General features: G+C 63.3%; 11 protein-coding genes. 7 read left to right on the top strand and 4 right to left on the bottom strand.

Annotation, left to right across the window (positions count from 1 at the left end):
• Window positions 1-14: 14 nt before the first annotated feature.
• Window positions 15-803: a ribose-5-phosphate isomerase RpiA gene (gene rpiA, locus U3654_RS03505; protein ID WP_324753978.1), complete on the bottom strand. Its 789-nt coding sequence runs from the start codon at window positions 801-803 to the stop codon at window positions 15-17.
• Window positions 804-980: 177 nt separating this feature from the next.
• Here rpiA and U3654_RS03500 point away from each other — a divergent pair, with 177 nt between their 5' ends.
• From U3654_RS03500 to U3654_RS03480, 5 genes are all read left to right on the top strand, one after another.
• On the top strand, window positions 981-1,667 hold the full coding sequence (locus tag U3654_RS03500) for a glutathione S-transferase family protein (RefSeq protein WP_324753977.1): 687 nt from the start codon (window positions 981-983) through the stop codon (window positions 1,665-1,667).
• 94 nt (window positions 1,668-1,761) lie between these two features.
• Entirely contained in the window at window positions 1,762-3,450 is a 1,689-nt protein-coding gene (locus U3654_RS03495; RefSeq protein WP_324753976.1) for an ABC transporter substrate-binding protein, read from the top strand.
• A gap of 100 nt (window positions 3,451-3,550) precedes the next feature.
• Window positions 3,551-4,771, top strand: coding sequence for a multidrug effflux MFS transporter (locus U3654_RS03490; protein ID WP_324753975.1), 1,221 nt, complete (start codon window positions 3,551-3,553; stop codon window positions 4,769-4,771).
• An 87-nt stretch (window positions 4,772-4,858) separates the two neighbouring features.
• Window positions 4,859-6,151: a serine--tRNA ligase gene (serS, locus tag U3654_RS03485; RefSeq protein ID WP_324753974.1), complete on the top strand. Its 1,293-nt coding sequence runs from the start codon at window positions 4,859-4,861 to the stop codon at window positions 6,149-6,151.
• 86 nt (window positions 6,152-6,237) lie between these two features.
• The gene (locus U3654_RS03480) at window positions 6,238-6,942 is read left to right on the top strand and encodes a hypothetical protein (RefSeq protein ID WP_324753973.1); all 705 of its coding nucleotides are present in this window, start codon (window positions 6,238-6,240) and stop codon (window positions 6,940-6,942) included.
• A gap of 7 nt (window positions 6,943-6,949) precedes the next feature.
• Here U3654_RS03480 and der read toward each other — a convergent pair whose 3' ends face one another.
• From der to U3654_RS03465, 3 genes are read right to left on the bottom strand one after another with little or no spacing between them, the layout of a single operon-like run.
• A complete protein-coding gene (der, locus tag U3654_RS03475; RefSeq protein WP_324753972.1) occupies window positions 6,950-8,407 on the bottom strand; it encodes a ribosome biogenesis GTPase Der in 1,458 nt (485 codons plus the stop codon).
• Between the two features lie 48 nt (window positions 8,408-8,455).
• Window positions 8,456-9,808, bottom strand: coding sequence for a PQQ-like beta-propeller repeat protein (locus U3654_RS03470; RefSeq protein WP_324753971.1), 1,353 nt, complete (start codon window positions 9,806-9,808; stop codon window positions 8,456-8,458).
• Between the two features lie 46 nt (window positions 9,809-9,854).
• Window positions 9,855-10,598, bottom strand: coding sequence for a hypothetical protein (locus U3654_RS03465; protein WP_324753970.1), 744 nt, complete (start codon window positions 10,596-10,598; stop codon window positions 9,855-9,857).
• 244 nt (window positions 10,599-10,842) lie between these two features.
• Here U3654_RS03465 and U3654_RS03460 point away from each other — a divergent pair, with 244 nt between their 5' ends.
• Both U3654_RS03460 and U3654_RS03455 read left to right on the top strand, forming a co-directional pair.
• On the top strand, window positions 10,843-12,084 hold the full coding sequence (locus U3654_RS03460) for an efflux RND transporter periplasmic adaptor subunit (RefSeq protein WP_324753969.1): 1,242 nt from the start codon (window positions 10,843-10,845) through the stop codon (window positions 12,082-12,084).
• On the top strand, window positions 12,081-15,890 hold the full coding sequence (locus U3654_RS03455) for an efflux RND transporter permease subunit (protein ID WP_324753968.1): 3,810 nt from the start codon (window positions 12,081-12,083) through the stop codon (window positions 15,888-15,890). The genes U3654_RS03460 and U3654_RS03455 overlap by 4 nt, the downstream gene beginning before the upstream one ends.
• Window positions 15,891-15,900: the final 10 nt, after the last annotated feature.

The following is a 15,900-nucleotide window of genomic DNA, read 5'->3' as shown; positions in this document are numbered from 1 at the left end:
GCCAGCCACGTCTATCAATCATTCATATCGTTGAAAAGATTGTCCGTTTCCACAAAATCGAGGCGATCCTGCTCGACAGTACCTTCGTTGATGTCGCGCAGTTCGACGCGCCCGTCGCCATGGCCGATTATGACCACATCGCAGATATCGATGAACAACCCGTTTTCAACAACACCCGGCATCTGGTTCAGCACCATGGCCAGCTGGCGCGGATTGCCGATCCGGCCCAGATCCAGATCGAGGATATGATTGCCCTCATCGGTCACAAACGGTTTATCGCCCTTCATGCGTAGCGTCACATCGCGGCCCAGCACGTCGACCGAAATCAGCATTTCCTCAATCAGCGCGCGTGTCGTCTGCCAACCAAACTGGATCACCTCGACTGGCAGGGGGAACGCGCCCAGATGGCCGACCTCCTTGGCCGCATCCGCGATTACGATCATCTGGTCACTGGCGGTTGCGACGATTTTCTCTTGCAGCAGCGCGCCACCGCCGCCCTTGATCAGATTCAACTCAGCGTCGAATTCATCCGCGCCGTCGATGGTCAGGTCCAGCCATTTCGCCTCATCGAGGCTGATGACCTCAATGCCGACTTCGCGGGCCAGCTCGGCCGTGCGGGTCGAGGTCGGCACGCCGCGGATCTTCAGCCCGTCCTGACGCACCAGTTCGCCCAGACAGCGCACCATCCATGCGGCAGTCGAGCCTGTCCCAAGGCCGACACGCATCCCGTCCTCGACATAGTCGACCGCCTTCTTGGCAGCAACGAATTTGGCCTTGTCGATGGGCGACAATTGTCCTGTCATGGCAGCGACTCCCCCGCGTTTGTGCATCGCTTATAGGGACTTTGCAGATGAGGTGCGAGAGGCAATGAGGTGGCAGCCCGGCGGCGTGCACCACCGCGCGAGCCGGTGGGCGCAATCACGCCCCATCGTGTCGCTATCACGCACGCCCTATCGCTGGCAGTGCGTATCGTTAAGCATATGACACTCACGCTGCATTACGCCCCCGACAACGCCTCGCTGATCGTGCGCCTCGCGCTCGAAGAACTGGATCTGCCGTATGAAACGCAACTGGTCGACCGCGCGATCCGCGCACAGGAGGGCGCGGAGTATCGCGCGATCAACCCTCACGGCCTGATCCCCGCGCTAGAGACTCCGGACGGTGCTATTTTTGAGACGGGTGCAATCCTGACATGGCTTGAGGGGCGCGCGCCGGGCAGGTTGGCTCCGCTACCCGATGATCCACGGCGCGGCGATTATTTGAAATGGCTCTTTTTTATATCGAACACGCTACAACCTACGGCGCGCATGATATTTTACCCCGAAAAATACTGCCCCGGCCACGGCGCCGACCTGCGTGCCCATATGTGCGCAGAAATGGTGCAGCATCTGGCGCGCGTCGAGGCCGCTGTCGAGGGGCCGTTCTTTGGTGGCGATGCGCCGTCCTGCATTGATCTATACCTCCCGCCGCTGCTGCGCTGGTGCGCGCTCTACCCCAGCGGCGATACGGACTGGTTTGACCCTGCACGTTTTCCCGCGCTGATGCAGCTCTGCCGCGCCATCGAGGCGCGTCCAGCCGCCCTGCGCGCTGCCGCCGCAGAGGGGCTGGGGCCCGCGCCGTTCAGCGCACCGGCCCCGCCCAATCCGCCAGAGGGCAGCGCGACCTGAGCGCGGCGCGCCATTTGCCTTCTGCGCCGCATTGCAGGACAAATGACGGGGCCGGACCGCCGAATCCCGGCGCTGATCCGCCGGAGACCTCAGAATGAGCCGCAGCACCCGATCCAGCCGCCCCCTGCCCCGATGGCTGCGCGACCAGGCTGCACGGCTGAGGTATGACACCGGCGGCCCGGACCGCGAGGACCGGCGCGAATTCCTCGCGCTGGCCAGTGCATTTGGCGCCAGCGCGACCACCGCGTATGCCATGCTGGGCCTGCCGTCGCCTGCACAAGCACAAGAGGGCCCCTTCCCACCCGGCACAGAAATTGCCCCGGTGCGCATCCAGATGCTGGTGCGCAGCGTGGGCGATCCACGCAGAGCCGATTGGTTCCAAGTCGCAAATTTCACGCGCGGCTGGCTGGAATACCTCGTCACGTATGAAAACGACGGCACCTTTCGGCCCCAACTGTTGGAGGATTGGCATATCTCGGACGACGCCACGCGTTACACTCTGAATGTGCGCAAGGGCGTGGAGTGGAACGACGGCACGCCCTTTACCGCTGACGATGTGGCGCACAACATCGCGCGCTGGTGCGAGCGCGGCGCGCCCGGCAATTCCATGGCGGGCCGCTTTGCTGTGCTGGTAGACCCCGAAACCGGCCGCGCCATCGAGGGCGCGATCACGCAGCCCGACGTGCATACGGTCGAACTGCATCTGCCGCGCGCCGATATTTCGCTGATCGCGGGCATGGCGGATTACCCGGCGGCCATCGTTCCCCAGGGCTTTGACGCGGATGAAATGCTGGACAACCCCGTCGGCACCGGCCCCTACCTGCCGGAGGTGCTGGAGCCTGGCGAGCGTGCCGTTCTGGTGCGCAACGACGCGCATAAGTGGTGGAATGCCGGGAATGGTGCCTGGATGGAGCGGATCGAGTTCGTCGATACTGGCACCGATCCCCTCGCGGCCCTTGCCGCCGCCAAGGCAGGCCTGATCGACATGACCCATTCCATCGAGGGCACCTATATCGACGTCTTTGACGAGATGGAGGGCTGGCGTACGCATGATATTCGCACTGCGGCCACCATCGTCATTCGCCCCAACCAACAGGCCAAGGTGGACGGCATCCGCCCTTATGCCGACGTGCGTGTGCGCCGTGCATTGGCGCTGGCAATGAGCAACGAAGTACTGATGGAGCTGGGGCACGCGAATCGCGGTGAGGTGGCGGAAAACCATCACGTCTCGCCCCTGCATCCGACCTACGTGGCCATGCCGCCGCCAGAATTCGACCCTGCCGCCGCGCGCGCACTGATGCAGGAGGCGGGGATGGAGGATTTCGAACACGAGTTGATTTCCATCGACGACGGCTGGCGCCGCAACACTGCAGACGCCGCCGAGGCGCTGCTGCTGGACGCGGGCATCAAGGTGCGTCGCAAGATCCTGCCCGGCCCGCTTTATTGGGCAGATTGGACCTCGTTCCCCTTCAGCACGACGGATTGGGGTCATCGCCCGCTGGCGGTTCAGACCTATGCGCTGGCCTACCGTTCGGGCGAGCCGTGGAACGAATTCGGCTGGGCGAACCCCGAGTTCGATGCCCTTTTGGAACAGGCGCTCGCAACGCTGGACATCGAGGCGCGGCGTGCCATCGTGGCCCGGCTAGAGGCGCTGGTGCGCGAGGATGCCGTAACGGTGCAACCATACTGGCGCACGCTGACCAACCACACGCGCGCCGATCTGGCGGGCGGCGGGCATCACATCGGGTTCGAGATCCGGCCAGCCGAATTACGCTGGACCTGAGCCGCAGCCGGGCGTAAGGCGGCCTCCGTGGCGGATCGCTCTGCCTCATGAACGGCCCGCCCACGTCCGGCTGTGCCGAACGCACCGAAAGGCCCTCACCATGCGCAAGCCTGTTGCCAACCTGTCGCTGCCGGAATTCGTGATCCTGCTGGCGATGATGATCTCGATCGTTGCGCTGGCGACCGACATGATGCTGCCCGGCCTTGCCACCATTGGCCACGATCTGGGCATGGATGATCCAAACGACGTACAGCTGATCGTCTCGTCGCTGTTTCTTGGCTTTGCCGTGGGGCAAGCGCTGGCGGGGCCGCTATCGGACAGCTTCGGGCGCAAACCGATCATTTATCTGGGTTATGGTGTGTTCATTCTGGGATGCCTGCTGTCGCTGCTTGCAACCAATTGGGAGGTCATGATTGCGGGCCGCGTCCTGCAAGGCCTCGGTGCCGCCAGCCCGCGCATCGTGACACTGGCGCTGGTGCGCGACGGCCATGAGGGACGCAGCATGGCGCGGATCATGTCCTTTGTCATGGCCGTATTCATCCTCGTGCCGACCATCGCACCGGCACTGGGGCAGGTCGTGATCTATCTCAGCGGGTGGCGCGCGACATTCCTCGTGCTGATCGTGCTCGCCATTGCCGCTGGCACATGGTTCGCCCTGCGCCAGCCCGAGACGCTACAAAAACACGAGCGGCGGCCCTTTTCAGTCGTCAGCATCTGGAAGGGCCTCAAGGAAATCGCCGTTTGCCGTAGCGCCGTGGGCAACACGCTGGCGTTGGGACTGATCTTTGGCGCCTTTCTGGCCTATCTCAGCACAGCCCAGCAGGTCTACGAGGTGGTCTATGACGCGGGCGCATTGTTCCCCGTCTATTTCGGCATGGCGGCGCTGTCGATCGGCGGCGCGGCAGTGGTCAATTCGCTGCTGGTAATGCGGCTGGGGATGCGCTTGCTAACACGCCTCGCACTGCTCGGGCTGATCGGGCTGGCCGCGCTCTTTGCTATTCCCACCTTCGCGTCGGGCGGCGTCCCTGCGCTGCCATTGTTCCTGATCTGGCTGATCGCGTCTTTTTTCTGCGTCGGCATCCTGTTCGGCAATCTCAACGCTATCGCGATGGAGCCTTTGGGCCATATGGCGGGCCTCGGCGCCGCACTGATCGGGTCGGCGTCAAACTTTATCGCGCTGCCAATATCCTACTATATCGGGCATAGTTTCGACGGCACGGTAATCCCTATGGTGCTGGGCTTTGGCGGCGTCGGGATCGGCGCGCTGGCGATCTTTACTTGGTCCGAGCGTGGGCCGGTTCAGGCCGCACCCCAGGGCTGAGACGCGCAGCAACCCTACACCCCACGAAAAATCTGGTGCATAACGCTGCGGAACACCGATTCATTTGCGCCATGAGGACCCTTAGCCATGCATGACATCCGCGCGATCCGCGACAATCCCGCCGCCTTTGACGCCGCGCTGACGCGCCGGGGCGGCGACGCCGTATCCGCCGACATTCTCGCGCTGGACGAGGCCCGCCGCGCCAAGATCGCCGCAGCCGAGACGGCGCAGGCCGAGCAGAATAAGGCCTCCAAAGAGGTCGGCGCGGCCAAGGCCAGTGGCGACGACGCCGAATTCGAGCGCTTACGTGCGCTGGTCGGGCAGAAAAAGGCCGAGGTCGCCACCATGCAGACCGAGGCCAAGGCACTGGACGCCAAACTAACCGACATGCTGCTGGAGTTGCCAAACCTGCCGATGGGTGACGTCCCGGACGGCGCGGACGAGGCGGACAACGTCGAAATGCGCCGTTGGGGCACTCCTGCAACATACGACTTCAGGCCGAAAGAACACTACGAGCTGGCCAGCGTTACCCCCGGCATGGATTTTGAGATGGCGGCCAAGCTGAGCGGCGCGCGCTTTGTCGTGCTGACGGGCGCAGTGGCCCGCATCCACCGCGCGCTGGCGCAGTTCATGCTGGACACCCATGTGGACGAGAACGGCCTGACCGAGACATGGACCCCCGTTCTGGTGCGCGAGGAAATGATGTATGGCACCGGCCAGCTGCCTAAATTCGGCGAAGACAGCTACAAGACCACCGATGGCTGGTGGCTGGTCCCGACCGCCGAAGTGCCACTGACCAACCTCGTCAATGGCGAGGTGGTTGACGAAGCCAGCTTGCCCCATCGCCATGTGGCACATACACAATGCTTCCGCTCTGAGGCGGGCAGTGCGGGCCGCGACACGTCCGGCATGCTGCGCCAGCACCAGTTCGAAAAGGTCGAGATGGTCAGCATCACGCATCCCGATCACAGCCGGGATGAGCTGGACCGTATGACCACCTGCGCCGAGGGCGTACTGGAAAAGCTGGGCCTGCCCTACCGAACCATCGTGCTTTGCACCGGCGACATGGGGTTCGGCGCGCGGCGCACACATGACATCGAGGTCTGGCTGCCGGGGCAAGATACCTATCGCGAGATCAGCTCGGTCTCGGTTTGCGGCGACTTTCAGGCGCGGCGCATGAATGCGCGCTTCAAACCCGCAGATGGCGGCAAGCCGCAATTCGTGCACACGCTGAACGGCTCAGGACTGGCGGTCGGGCGTTGCCTGATCGGCGTGCTGGAAAACGGTCAGCAGGCTGATGGCGCTGTGCGCCTGCCCGAAGTACTGCACCCCTATCTGGGCGGCAAATCGGTGCTGAGCGCCGAAGGTAAACTGGTCTGAGGCGTTGCTCCGCTTGACGTCTCGGCAAGGGCGCTATTTTCAGCGTTGGAACGGGCCCCTGCCCGCCGATAATGACAGGTGCCGCCATGCCCATTCTCGTTTTGATCGCTGCTATCGCATTCGCCCTCTCGCCCCTTCTGGCCCCCGGCTTTGGCGGGTTTGATGCCAATCAGTTCCCAATCCCGCAGGTCGAGCCGCCGGTGCAGCCCGCGGGATATGCCTTTGCCATCTGGGGACTGATCTACCTTTGGCTGATCGTCGGTGCGGCCTATGGCCTGTGGAAGCGCCGCGATGATGCCGGCTGGGCCGCGATGCGCGTGCCTCTCTTTATCTCGCTGGCTGTCGGGTTCGTCTGGCTGCCGGTTGCGCAGGCCAGCGCCGTCTGGGCGACAATTCTGATCTGGGTGATGTGGGCTTTTGCCATGGTCGCGACCCTGCGCACGCCGCGCGCTGGCGGCGTGGATGCATGGCTGGGCCGCGCGCCTGTCGCGCTGTACACCGGCTGGCTGACAGCGGCGTCGTCCGTGTCGTTGGGGCTGATGGCGGCGGGCTATGGCGGCATGAACCAAGTCCTCGCCGCGATCCTCGCATTGGTGATCGCGTTCGGTCTTGCCGTCCTGATAGCACGCCAACGGCCCGATGCGTTTGGACTGCTAAGCGGGGTGATCTGGGCGCTAATTGGCGTTTGCGTGCAGAATTGGCAGGGTGGTGCTGCGTCTGTGCTGATCATTGCGGCCATCGGCGCGGCCCTGCTGGCTGTCCAAGCGATCTGGAACATCCGCCGCGCCTAGACGCCAATTATTTTGAGGTCTTGGTCTTGCCCAGATGCTTACGCAGGCTGGAAGGACCCGCCTTTTTCTTGGCCTTGTAGGGGTTCTTGTCCGATTGGCTCCGCATGTGCAGGCGGATCGGCGTGCCAGGCATGTCGAAATCGACGCGTAACCCGTTGACCAGATAGCGCGTATAGCTCTCGGGCAGTTTGTCGGGATGGCTGCACATCACAACGAAACCGGGCGGGCGGGTTTTAACCTGCGTCATGTAGCGCATCTTGATCCGCTTGCCGCCGGGCGCGGGGGGCGGATGCTGCTCCAGCATACCTGTCAGCCAGCGGTTCAGTTGCGCCGTCGTGATGCGGCGATTCCAGACGTCATGCGCCTTTTCGACAGCCTCGCGCAGCCGGTCGATCCCTTTGCCCGTCATGGCCGAGACGGTGACCATCGGTGCGCCGCGCAGCTGCGGCAGCAGGCGTTCGAACGACTCGCGCAGGTCGCGCAATTTCTGCTGTTTTTCCGGCTCGAGGTCCCACTTGTTGATCGCCAGAACTACGGCACGGCCCTCACGCTCGGCCAAGTCAGCGATGCGCAGATCCTGCTGCTCAAACGGGATCGCGGCATCCAGCAGCACGATCACGACCTCGGCGAATTTCACCGCGCGCAGGCCATCCCCGACGCTTAGCTTTTCCAGCTTTTCCTGAACGCGCGCCTTTTTGCGCATCCCGGCTGTGTCAAAGATTCGCGTATGCAGCCCGTCCCAGTCCAGTTGCAGCGAAATAGCATCGCGCGTGATCCCCGGCTCGGGGCCGGTCAGCAGGCGATCTTCGCCCAGTATCTTGTTGATCAGGGTCGATTTTCCGGCGTTGGGTCGACCCACGACAGCCACTTGCAGCGGCTTTTTCGCCGTCGGCACGCGGGGCGCGTCGACATCTCCGTCCTCAACCGCCACATCCACGTCCGGCGCGTCGGCCTTGGCGCGTTCCTCGAACCCGTCGGCCAGCGGCATCAGCATCGCATAGAGATCGTTCAACCCCTCGCCATGCTCAGCCGAGAGGCGAATCGGCTCGCCCAGTCCCAGCCCATAGGCCTCGATTACGCCCGCGTCGGCAGCGGATCCTTCGGACTTGTTGGCCGCGAGGATCACATGCTTCGAGCGTTTGCGCAGAATCTCGGCGAACACCTCATCCGTCGGCGTGACCCCGGTGCGTGCGTCGATCATAAAGAGGCAGATATCTGCCATATCCACTGCCCGCTCGGTCAGCTTGCGCATCCGGCCTTGCAGCGATTCGTCCGTCGCCTCTTCCAATCCGGCTGTGTCGATCACCGTGAACCGCAGATCGCCCAAACGCGCCGCGCCCTCGCGCAAATCGCGCGTGACGCCCGGTTGGTCGTCGACCAGCGCCAGGCGCTTGCCGACAAGGCGGTTAAAAAGCGTGGATTTGCCCACATTGGGGCGCCCCACGATGGCGAGGCTGAAAGTCATGTCATCGCTCCGAAGGCAGTCAAGCTGCCCTCATAGGGCAATCTGCGCCTAGCGGAAAGCGTGCAGTTGCCCGTTCGTGCCGACGACATAGAGAACACCGCCCGCGACCACCGGATTGGTCGTCGCCCCGCCCGGCACGACGACGCTGCCGCGCAAGCCACCCGAGACCGGATCGAAGAAACGCAGATAGCCGTCATTGGACGCCACGACCAGCTGGCCGCCGGCCATCACGGGGCCGTAATGGGCGTAAACCTCGGCCTGACGTTTAGGCTTGGATTTGACGAACAAGGGCAGTTTCGTGCCCCAGACGCGGCTGCCATCCTCGGCGCGCAGACGCACCAATTCGTTTTTGTCCGAAACAAGAAAAATGGAATCATCTGTCGCCCATACCGGACCCATAGGACCTTCGTTTGCGGTCCAGATACGCGCGCCATTGGCGATATGCATCGCGGCCATGCGGCCCGATTGATTGCCGACATAGACCCGGTCACCTCGGATCACCGGATCGCCGGTGATCGTGGTCAGTTGGCTCTGCGCAAGGCCCTTGCGCGCGCCAGCGACGGACGCATCCCAAAGGCGCAGACCTCCCTTGCGAAACGCGCCCTGCACCTCGCCCGACCCAAAGGCAAAGACAGCGTATTTGTCGGATATTGCAGGCGCGGGGCCGCCCAGCACGTTGTTGATGTTCGGTGCCGCGGCCAGCTGCCATTCGATGCGGCCGGTATCGCTGTTCAGCGCCCATGCCGTCTGATCGCCCGCAACGAGATAGACGATATTGCCCACTACCGTCGGCGTGGCAGTGCCCGTCTCCAGCAGTTCCTGTTCCCAGATGGTGCGGCCCGTCGCCGGGTCGAGCGCGGTGATGCGACCAAAGCCGGTCGAGGCAAAGAGTTTGCCATCACCGTAAGCCAGTCCCCCGCCGCTGCCATCAGCAGCCGAATCGGTGGCCGGCACCAGGCTCACGTTCCAGAGCGCGGCACCATTCGGCGCAATCGCGCTGACATGCGCGTTGGCGTCCATCGCAAAGATGCGCCCGCCAGCGACGACCGGATCAGCGGTGATGCGTCGCCGTGCGCCATCGCCAGCACCAATCGAAGTGGACCAGATCAGACTGGGCGCCCGGGACAACGCAGGATGCTGGGCGCGGGTGGCTGGCGTGCCGATGCGCTGGGGCCATTCGGCATTGACGCGCGCAGCGGGTAGGCGCAGCGGCGCGGCCACGTTGGGGCCCGAGGCGCCGACGACTTCGCTGGTGGCCGCCTCGACCTGATCCGTTTTGAGCACCTCGCGCAGGCCCTCGCGCTTGCCGGGCAGGATCGTGTCCGGCTCGGAGCAGGCAGCCAGCAGCGTCAATACCGCAAGCCATCCAAAGGTCTTCTTGTTCCGTATCACCGCGTGCATGTCCAAATGTCCCCGTCTTTTTATCGCAGTTTGCACCGCGCGCAGCCTATTCGCCAGCTTCCGCACCGTTTTCCACGTTATCCTGAGTACCTACATCTTCGCTCGCGGCCTCGTCCGGCGCGCTGGCCGCACTGCCGCCCGGCAGGACCGGCTCGCTGCCCAGCGCCACAATTACTTGTGTCGCCCGACGACGCAAGCCCGGCGTCGCCTCGGCATCGGCCGAGATGGCGTTGAGCCGCTCAATCGCCGCGCCCGTATTCCCGGCCTCTATTTCCAGATAGGCTAGCTGTTCTTCGGCCATTAGGCGTATCAGGCCACCGCCCAGCGCCAGATCATTCAACCGTGCGCGCCGCACATCGTCGTCCATGCCGCCATCCGGGATCATCACTGCCTTGAGCGTGGCGATCTGGCGATAGATGGGCGCGACATCGCTCATCTGGGCGATACTCATCAGGCGCGCGACGGCGCCCTTGGGATCGTCCTCCAACGCCTCGGCTGCGGCCATCATCGACAGGATCGCAGCGCTACCGGGACTGTCCGGCGTAACGCCATCCAGCGCACCTGCGCGCGCGCTTCGGTCCTCGGTTTCCAGCGCAGCCAGCATCGCGTCACCCAGTGCCTCGGCGCGACCACGCTCCTGCGCCTTGCGCCATTCGTTATAGGCTGCGCCACCCACGAGGATCAGCACGGCGAGGATAGCAATCCAGCCATAACGGCGCATAAGGGTGAAAAGACGGTCGCGGCGGACCTCTTCGCTCACCTCTTCGATGAAACTGTCGTTATCACTCACGGGAGGGGCGCCTGACTTGTCTTGCTGCGGTTTTTCCCCTCTTACCCGTTCATTCGGGGCCTGCCAAGGGCCGCTGGTCTGCAGAATGCGCCCGGCACTGCAGTGAGGCAGGTCACGGCCTTGCGCGCAGCCATGGTCAAATGTAATCTGAACTGTCGGGTTCGGCGTATTATCCGGCAACGACGGCGATGACGCCGCGCGCATTTTGCGCGGTTCAGCGCCCGGACTGCGTGAGAGGTAATAGATGCGACTGTTTTCGATCCTGGCGGCGATCGTCGCCGCGCTGGTTATCTACGCTTTCGTGTTCGAGCGCGCGTGGTTGAAGAATACATTCGCGCCTGCTGAAACGCCCGTCACCGAGGCGCCTGCCCCTACCCCCGAGGATGCAACCACCACCACCGCCGTGGGCGTCGTCGCCATTCACAGCCGCGCACAGGACATCGACAGCGCCGTCGTGGTACGCGGTCGGACCGAAGCCCAGCGCCAAGTCGATGTGCGCGCCGAGACATCGGGGCGCATCATTTCCGACCCTCTGCGCAAGGGCGCGTTCGTCGAGGCCGGTCAATTGCTCTGCCAGCTGGACCCCGGCACCCGCAAGGCCACGCTGGCCGAGGCCCGTGCGCGCCGCGCCGAGGCCGAAACCCGCATCCCTGAGGCCGCAGCAAGGCTGGCCGAGGCCGAAGCACGCTTGGCCGAGGCGCAGATCAACGACACCGCCGCATCAAAGTTGAGCGAGAGCGGTTATGCCTCTGACACGCGCGTGGCCAGCACACGCGCAGCGCTCAGCTCCGGCAAGGCCGCTGTGCAGGCCGCAAAGTCCGGCCTCGACGCTGCCAGCACCGGGATCGAGGCCGCAGACGCCATCATCGCCGCTGCCCGCGAAGAATTGACGCGCCTCGAGATTAACGCGCCTTTCAAAGGCCTGCTGGAATCAGACACCGCCGAACTGGGCAGTCTGATGCAGCCCGGTGAACTGTGCGGCACAATCATTCAGTTGGACCCGATCAAGCTGGTCGGCTTTGTCCCTGAGACCGCAGTCGACCGGATCGTAGTGGGGGCGAAAGCACGCGCCAAGCTGGTATCGGGCCGCGAGGTGGGTGGTGAGGTGACATTTCTGTCCCGCTCTGCCGATCCTGAAACCCGCACCTTTCGCGTCGAGATGACAGTGCCGAACCCGGACCTCACCCTGCGCGACGGCCAGACTGCCGAGATCATGATCGCCTCGGACGGAACCCCCGCGCATTTGCTGCCGCAATCGGCCCTTACCCTGAACGACGAGGGCACGCTGGGTGTGCGCATCGTGACCGGCGACGCCGCCGATTTTCTGCCCGTCAACCTCATGCGCGACTCGCCTGAGGGCGTATGGGTCACGGGTCTGCCGGACGCGGTCGACGTGATCGTGATCGGGCAGGAATATGTCATCGCAGGCGTGCCAGTCACAGCCAGCTATCCCGGCGATGGCGGCGCAGAGGAGCAGGCGCAATGACCGGCATCGTCGACTGGGCCTCGCAACGCGCACGTATGGTGCTAGCCTTTATCGTGCTCAGCGTGCTGGCCGGCGGCTTTGCCTATGTCGGCCTACCCAAAGAGGGCGAGCCCGATATCGAAATCCCCGCGCTGTTCGTGTCGGTCCCCTTCCCGGGCATTTCCGCCGAGGATAGTGAAAAGCTGCTGGTCAAGGTCATGGAGACCGAGCTGAGCGATCTGGACGGCCTCAAGAAGATGACCGGCACCGCCGCCGAAAATTACGCCGGGATCGCGCTGGAATTCGAATTCGGTTGGGACAAGACGGCCATCATGGCCGATGTGCGCGACGCGATGAGCGCTGCCGAGGCCAAGTTTCCGAGCGGCGCCGACAAATACTTGCTGAACGAAATCAACTTCAGCGAATTCCCTATCATCATCGTCAACCTCACTGGCGACGTCCCCGAGCGCACGATGGCCCGCGTCGCCAAGGACCTCCAAGACCGCCTTGAGGCGCTGGAGCCCGTGTTGGAAGCTGGTATCGCTGGCAATCGCGACGAGCTGGTCGAGGTGGTGATCGACCCCTTGCGCCTTGAATCCTACGATGTGACGGCGGGCGATCTGCTGAATGCGGTGCAGAATAACAATTTGCTCATCGCCGCAGGCGAGGTGCGCAGCGCGGGCGGCGCGTTCTCGGTCAAGATCCCATCGTCTTTCGACGACACAGGCGACATCTATCGCCTGCCGATCAAGGTGAACGGCGACCGTGTCGTGACGCTGGGCGATGTGGCGCGCATCAATCTGACCTTCGAGGACCGGACCGGAACCGCGCGTTTTAACGGCGAAAACACGGTGGCGCTGCAAGTGGTCAAGCGCAAGGGATTCAACATCATCGACACCGCCGCACTGGTGCGCGACACGGTGGACGAGGCGCGGGCCAGCTGGCCGGACGAACTGCGCGCAGCCGTCAAAGTGGGCGCATCGAACGATCAGTCGCGCATCGTGGGCTCGATGGTCAGCCAGCTAGAGGGGTCGGTGCTGACCGCCATCGCGCTGGTGATGATCGTGATGCTGGCGACGCTGGGCATCCGCCCCGCCCTGCTGGTGGGATTTGCGATTCCCACGTCGTTCCTGCTGTGTTTTGCAATGCTTGCGGTCATGGGCATTACAATTTCGAACATGGTGATGTTCGGTCTGATCCTCGCTGTCGGGATGCTGGTGGACGGCGCCATTGTGGTGGTCGAATACGCCGACCGGCGCATCCAAGAGGGCACTGGCCCCATGACCGCCTATGTCGAGGCGGCCAAACGCATGTTTTGGCCCGTCACCAGTTCAACCGCGACGACACTTTGCGCATTCCTGCCTATGCTGTTTTGGCCCGGCATACCGGGGCAGTTCATGGGTATGCTGCCAGTCACGCTGATCTTTGTTCTCTCGGCGTCCTTGCTGGTCGCGCTGGTTTATCTGCCAGTGCTGGGCGGCATCACCGGACGGCTTGAAAAATGGTTCGAAGCACGTATTTCGCAGATCGCGGGCGGCTGGTGGGTCTGGCACCTGGCGCTGTTTTTGGCGGCGGCGTTTGGCGTGGCCGTGGCGGCGGCTCTTGTGCCTATGATGCTGGCGCAGGTGACACCGGTCTTCATGGCGATCAACATGAGCGACATCCTCTATTCAGTGATCCCGACGCTTGCCGCCGTCTTTGTGCTGGGCATCGCGGTGGTTCTACTGGCAGCCATCGGAGTTGCCGGGATCGCAGCGATCCTTCTAGGTCTCATGGCCATATGGCGGCGCGTTATGAACGGCGCGCGTTGGCTGGGTCGCCGCGCGATGCCGCGCCGTGCCGTCACCGTGCGGTCAGGCTATAAGCGCAGCCCGTTCGGCTGGGTGATTCACGCCATCGTCGCCAACCCGGTGATGCCCTTGGTGGCGTTTGGCGTCATCTTTATTATTGTCGGAACCACACTTATTTACTACATAAACAACAATAATGGCACTGAGTTCTTTGTCGAATCCGAACCTGAGCAGGGAATTGTATATGTGCAGGGTCGCGGAAACCTCTCTATCGAGCAGAAGGATAATCTGGTCCATCAGGTCGAAGATATCGTGCTGGCGCAGCATGGGATCGCGTCGGCCTTTGCCTTTGCCGGGAATGGCGGGCTGAGCAACAATACCGGCGGCGCGCAACCGCCCCTCGACACCATCGGGCAGGTCCAGTTCGAGACGACGCCATGGGACGAACGCGGCATCATCACGCAGCCGTGGCTGTGGGGCCTTTGGGATCGCGAGATGAGCGATCCGGCCATCGACGGCGACAAGATCATTGAGGAATTGACCGTCAAGCTGGCGCGCATCCCCGGCATCAAGACCGAGATCCTTGGTCAGACCGGCGGCCCTGCCTCGGCCAAGCCGGTGCACCTGCGCCTCAAGGGCGACGATTGGACCGCGCTACAGGCAGCAACCGTGAAAGTGCGTGAGAAATTCGAGGCGACAACTGGCCTGACGTTGGTCGAAGATACGCTTCCCCTGCCCGGCATTGACTGGCAGATCGACGTCGACGTTGAAAAAGCCGGCCGTTTTGGCGCCGACGTCAAGAGCGTCGGCGCGATGGTGCAACTGGTCACGCGCGGATTGTTTCTGGACGAGATGCGCGTGCCGTCATCGGATGAGGAAGTCGAAATCCGGCTACGCCTACCTAACGCGGACCGCGTGCTCAGCACGCTCGATTCGCTCAAGGTGCGTACCAATGACGGGCTGGTGCCGTTGGCCAATTTCATTACGCGCAAACCTGTGCAGAAGCTGGCCCAGATCGACCGGATTGACCAGACCCGCTTCTTCGACGTCAAGGCGGGCGTGGCGAGCGGGTTGACCAAGCCCGTGACAACCAACGGCGTCACCCAGGACGTGCCGATCACAGCAAACGAGCGGATCGCAGGCCTGACCGAGTGGCTGGAAACAGGCGCGCTGCCAGCGTCGGTCAGCTACGAATGGACCGGCGATCAGGAAGAGCAGGAGGAATCCGGCGCCTTCCTGATGAAGGCGTTCGCGGGCGCGCTCGGCCTTATGTTCATCATCCTGCTGGCGCAGTTCAACAGCGTCTACAACGCTGTGCTGGTGCTGCTGGCAGTGATCCTCAGCACGACAGGCGTGTTGATCGGGATGTTGGTGATGGGCCAGACATTTTCGATCATCATGACCGGCACAGGCATCGTGGCGTTGGCCGGAATCGTGGTGAACAATAACATCGTTCTTATTGATACCTATCAGGAATTCAGTCGCTATATGCCTCGGCTAGAGGCAATCACCCGCACGGCGGAGGCGCGTATCAGGCCGGTGCTGTTGACCACGATCACCACGATGGCAGGCCTTGCACCGATGATGTTCGGGCTAAGCCTTGATTTCGTGAATGGTGGCTACAGCTTTGACAGCCCCACCGCCCTTTGGTGGAAGCAGCTGGCGACGGCGGTGGTCTTTGGCCTTGGGATCGCGACGGTGCTGACGCTGATCTTTACCCCATCGATGCTGGCGCTGCGCGTGTGGGTGGGCACCTATGTAAACTGGCTGGCGCGGGCGCTGGCGGCGATGTCGATGGGCCGCGCCAGCCGGGCCGCGCGCGACTGGTCCCTGATGCGCGCCGCGCGCCGCGTGCGTGCGCCCGAAATTATCTGGGATGACGGCATCGCGACCGCCCACGGCGAGCATTTGGACGTAGATGGCGGCGACGTCGAGCTTGACGATCCTAAACGCCCACCCGATCCGACGAGCAAAGACACCGATCAAGAACCTGATGCGGACGCGCAACCGCCCAAACCATTGCGTGCCGCTGAATAAACCTGCCGGT

The sequence above is a fragment of the Roseovarius sp. Pro17 genome, from assembly GCF_035599575.1.
Taxonomy (GTDB): domain Bacteria; phylum Pseudomonadota; class Alphaproteobacteria; order Rhodobacterales; family Rhodobacteraceae; genus Roseovarius.
This window is presented reverse-complemented; position numbering and strand designations above follow the sequence as displayed.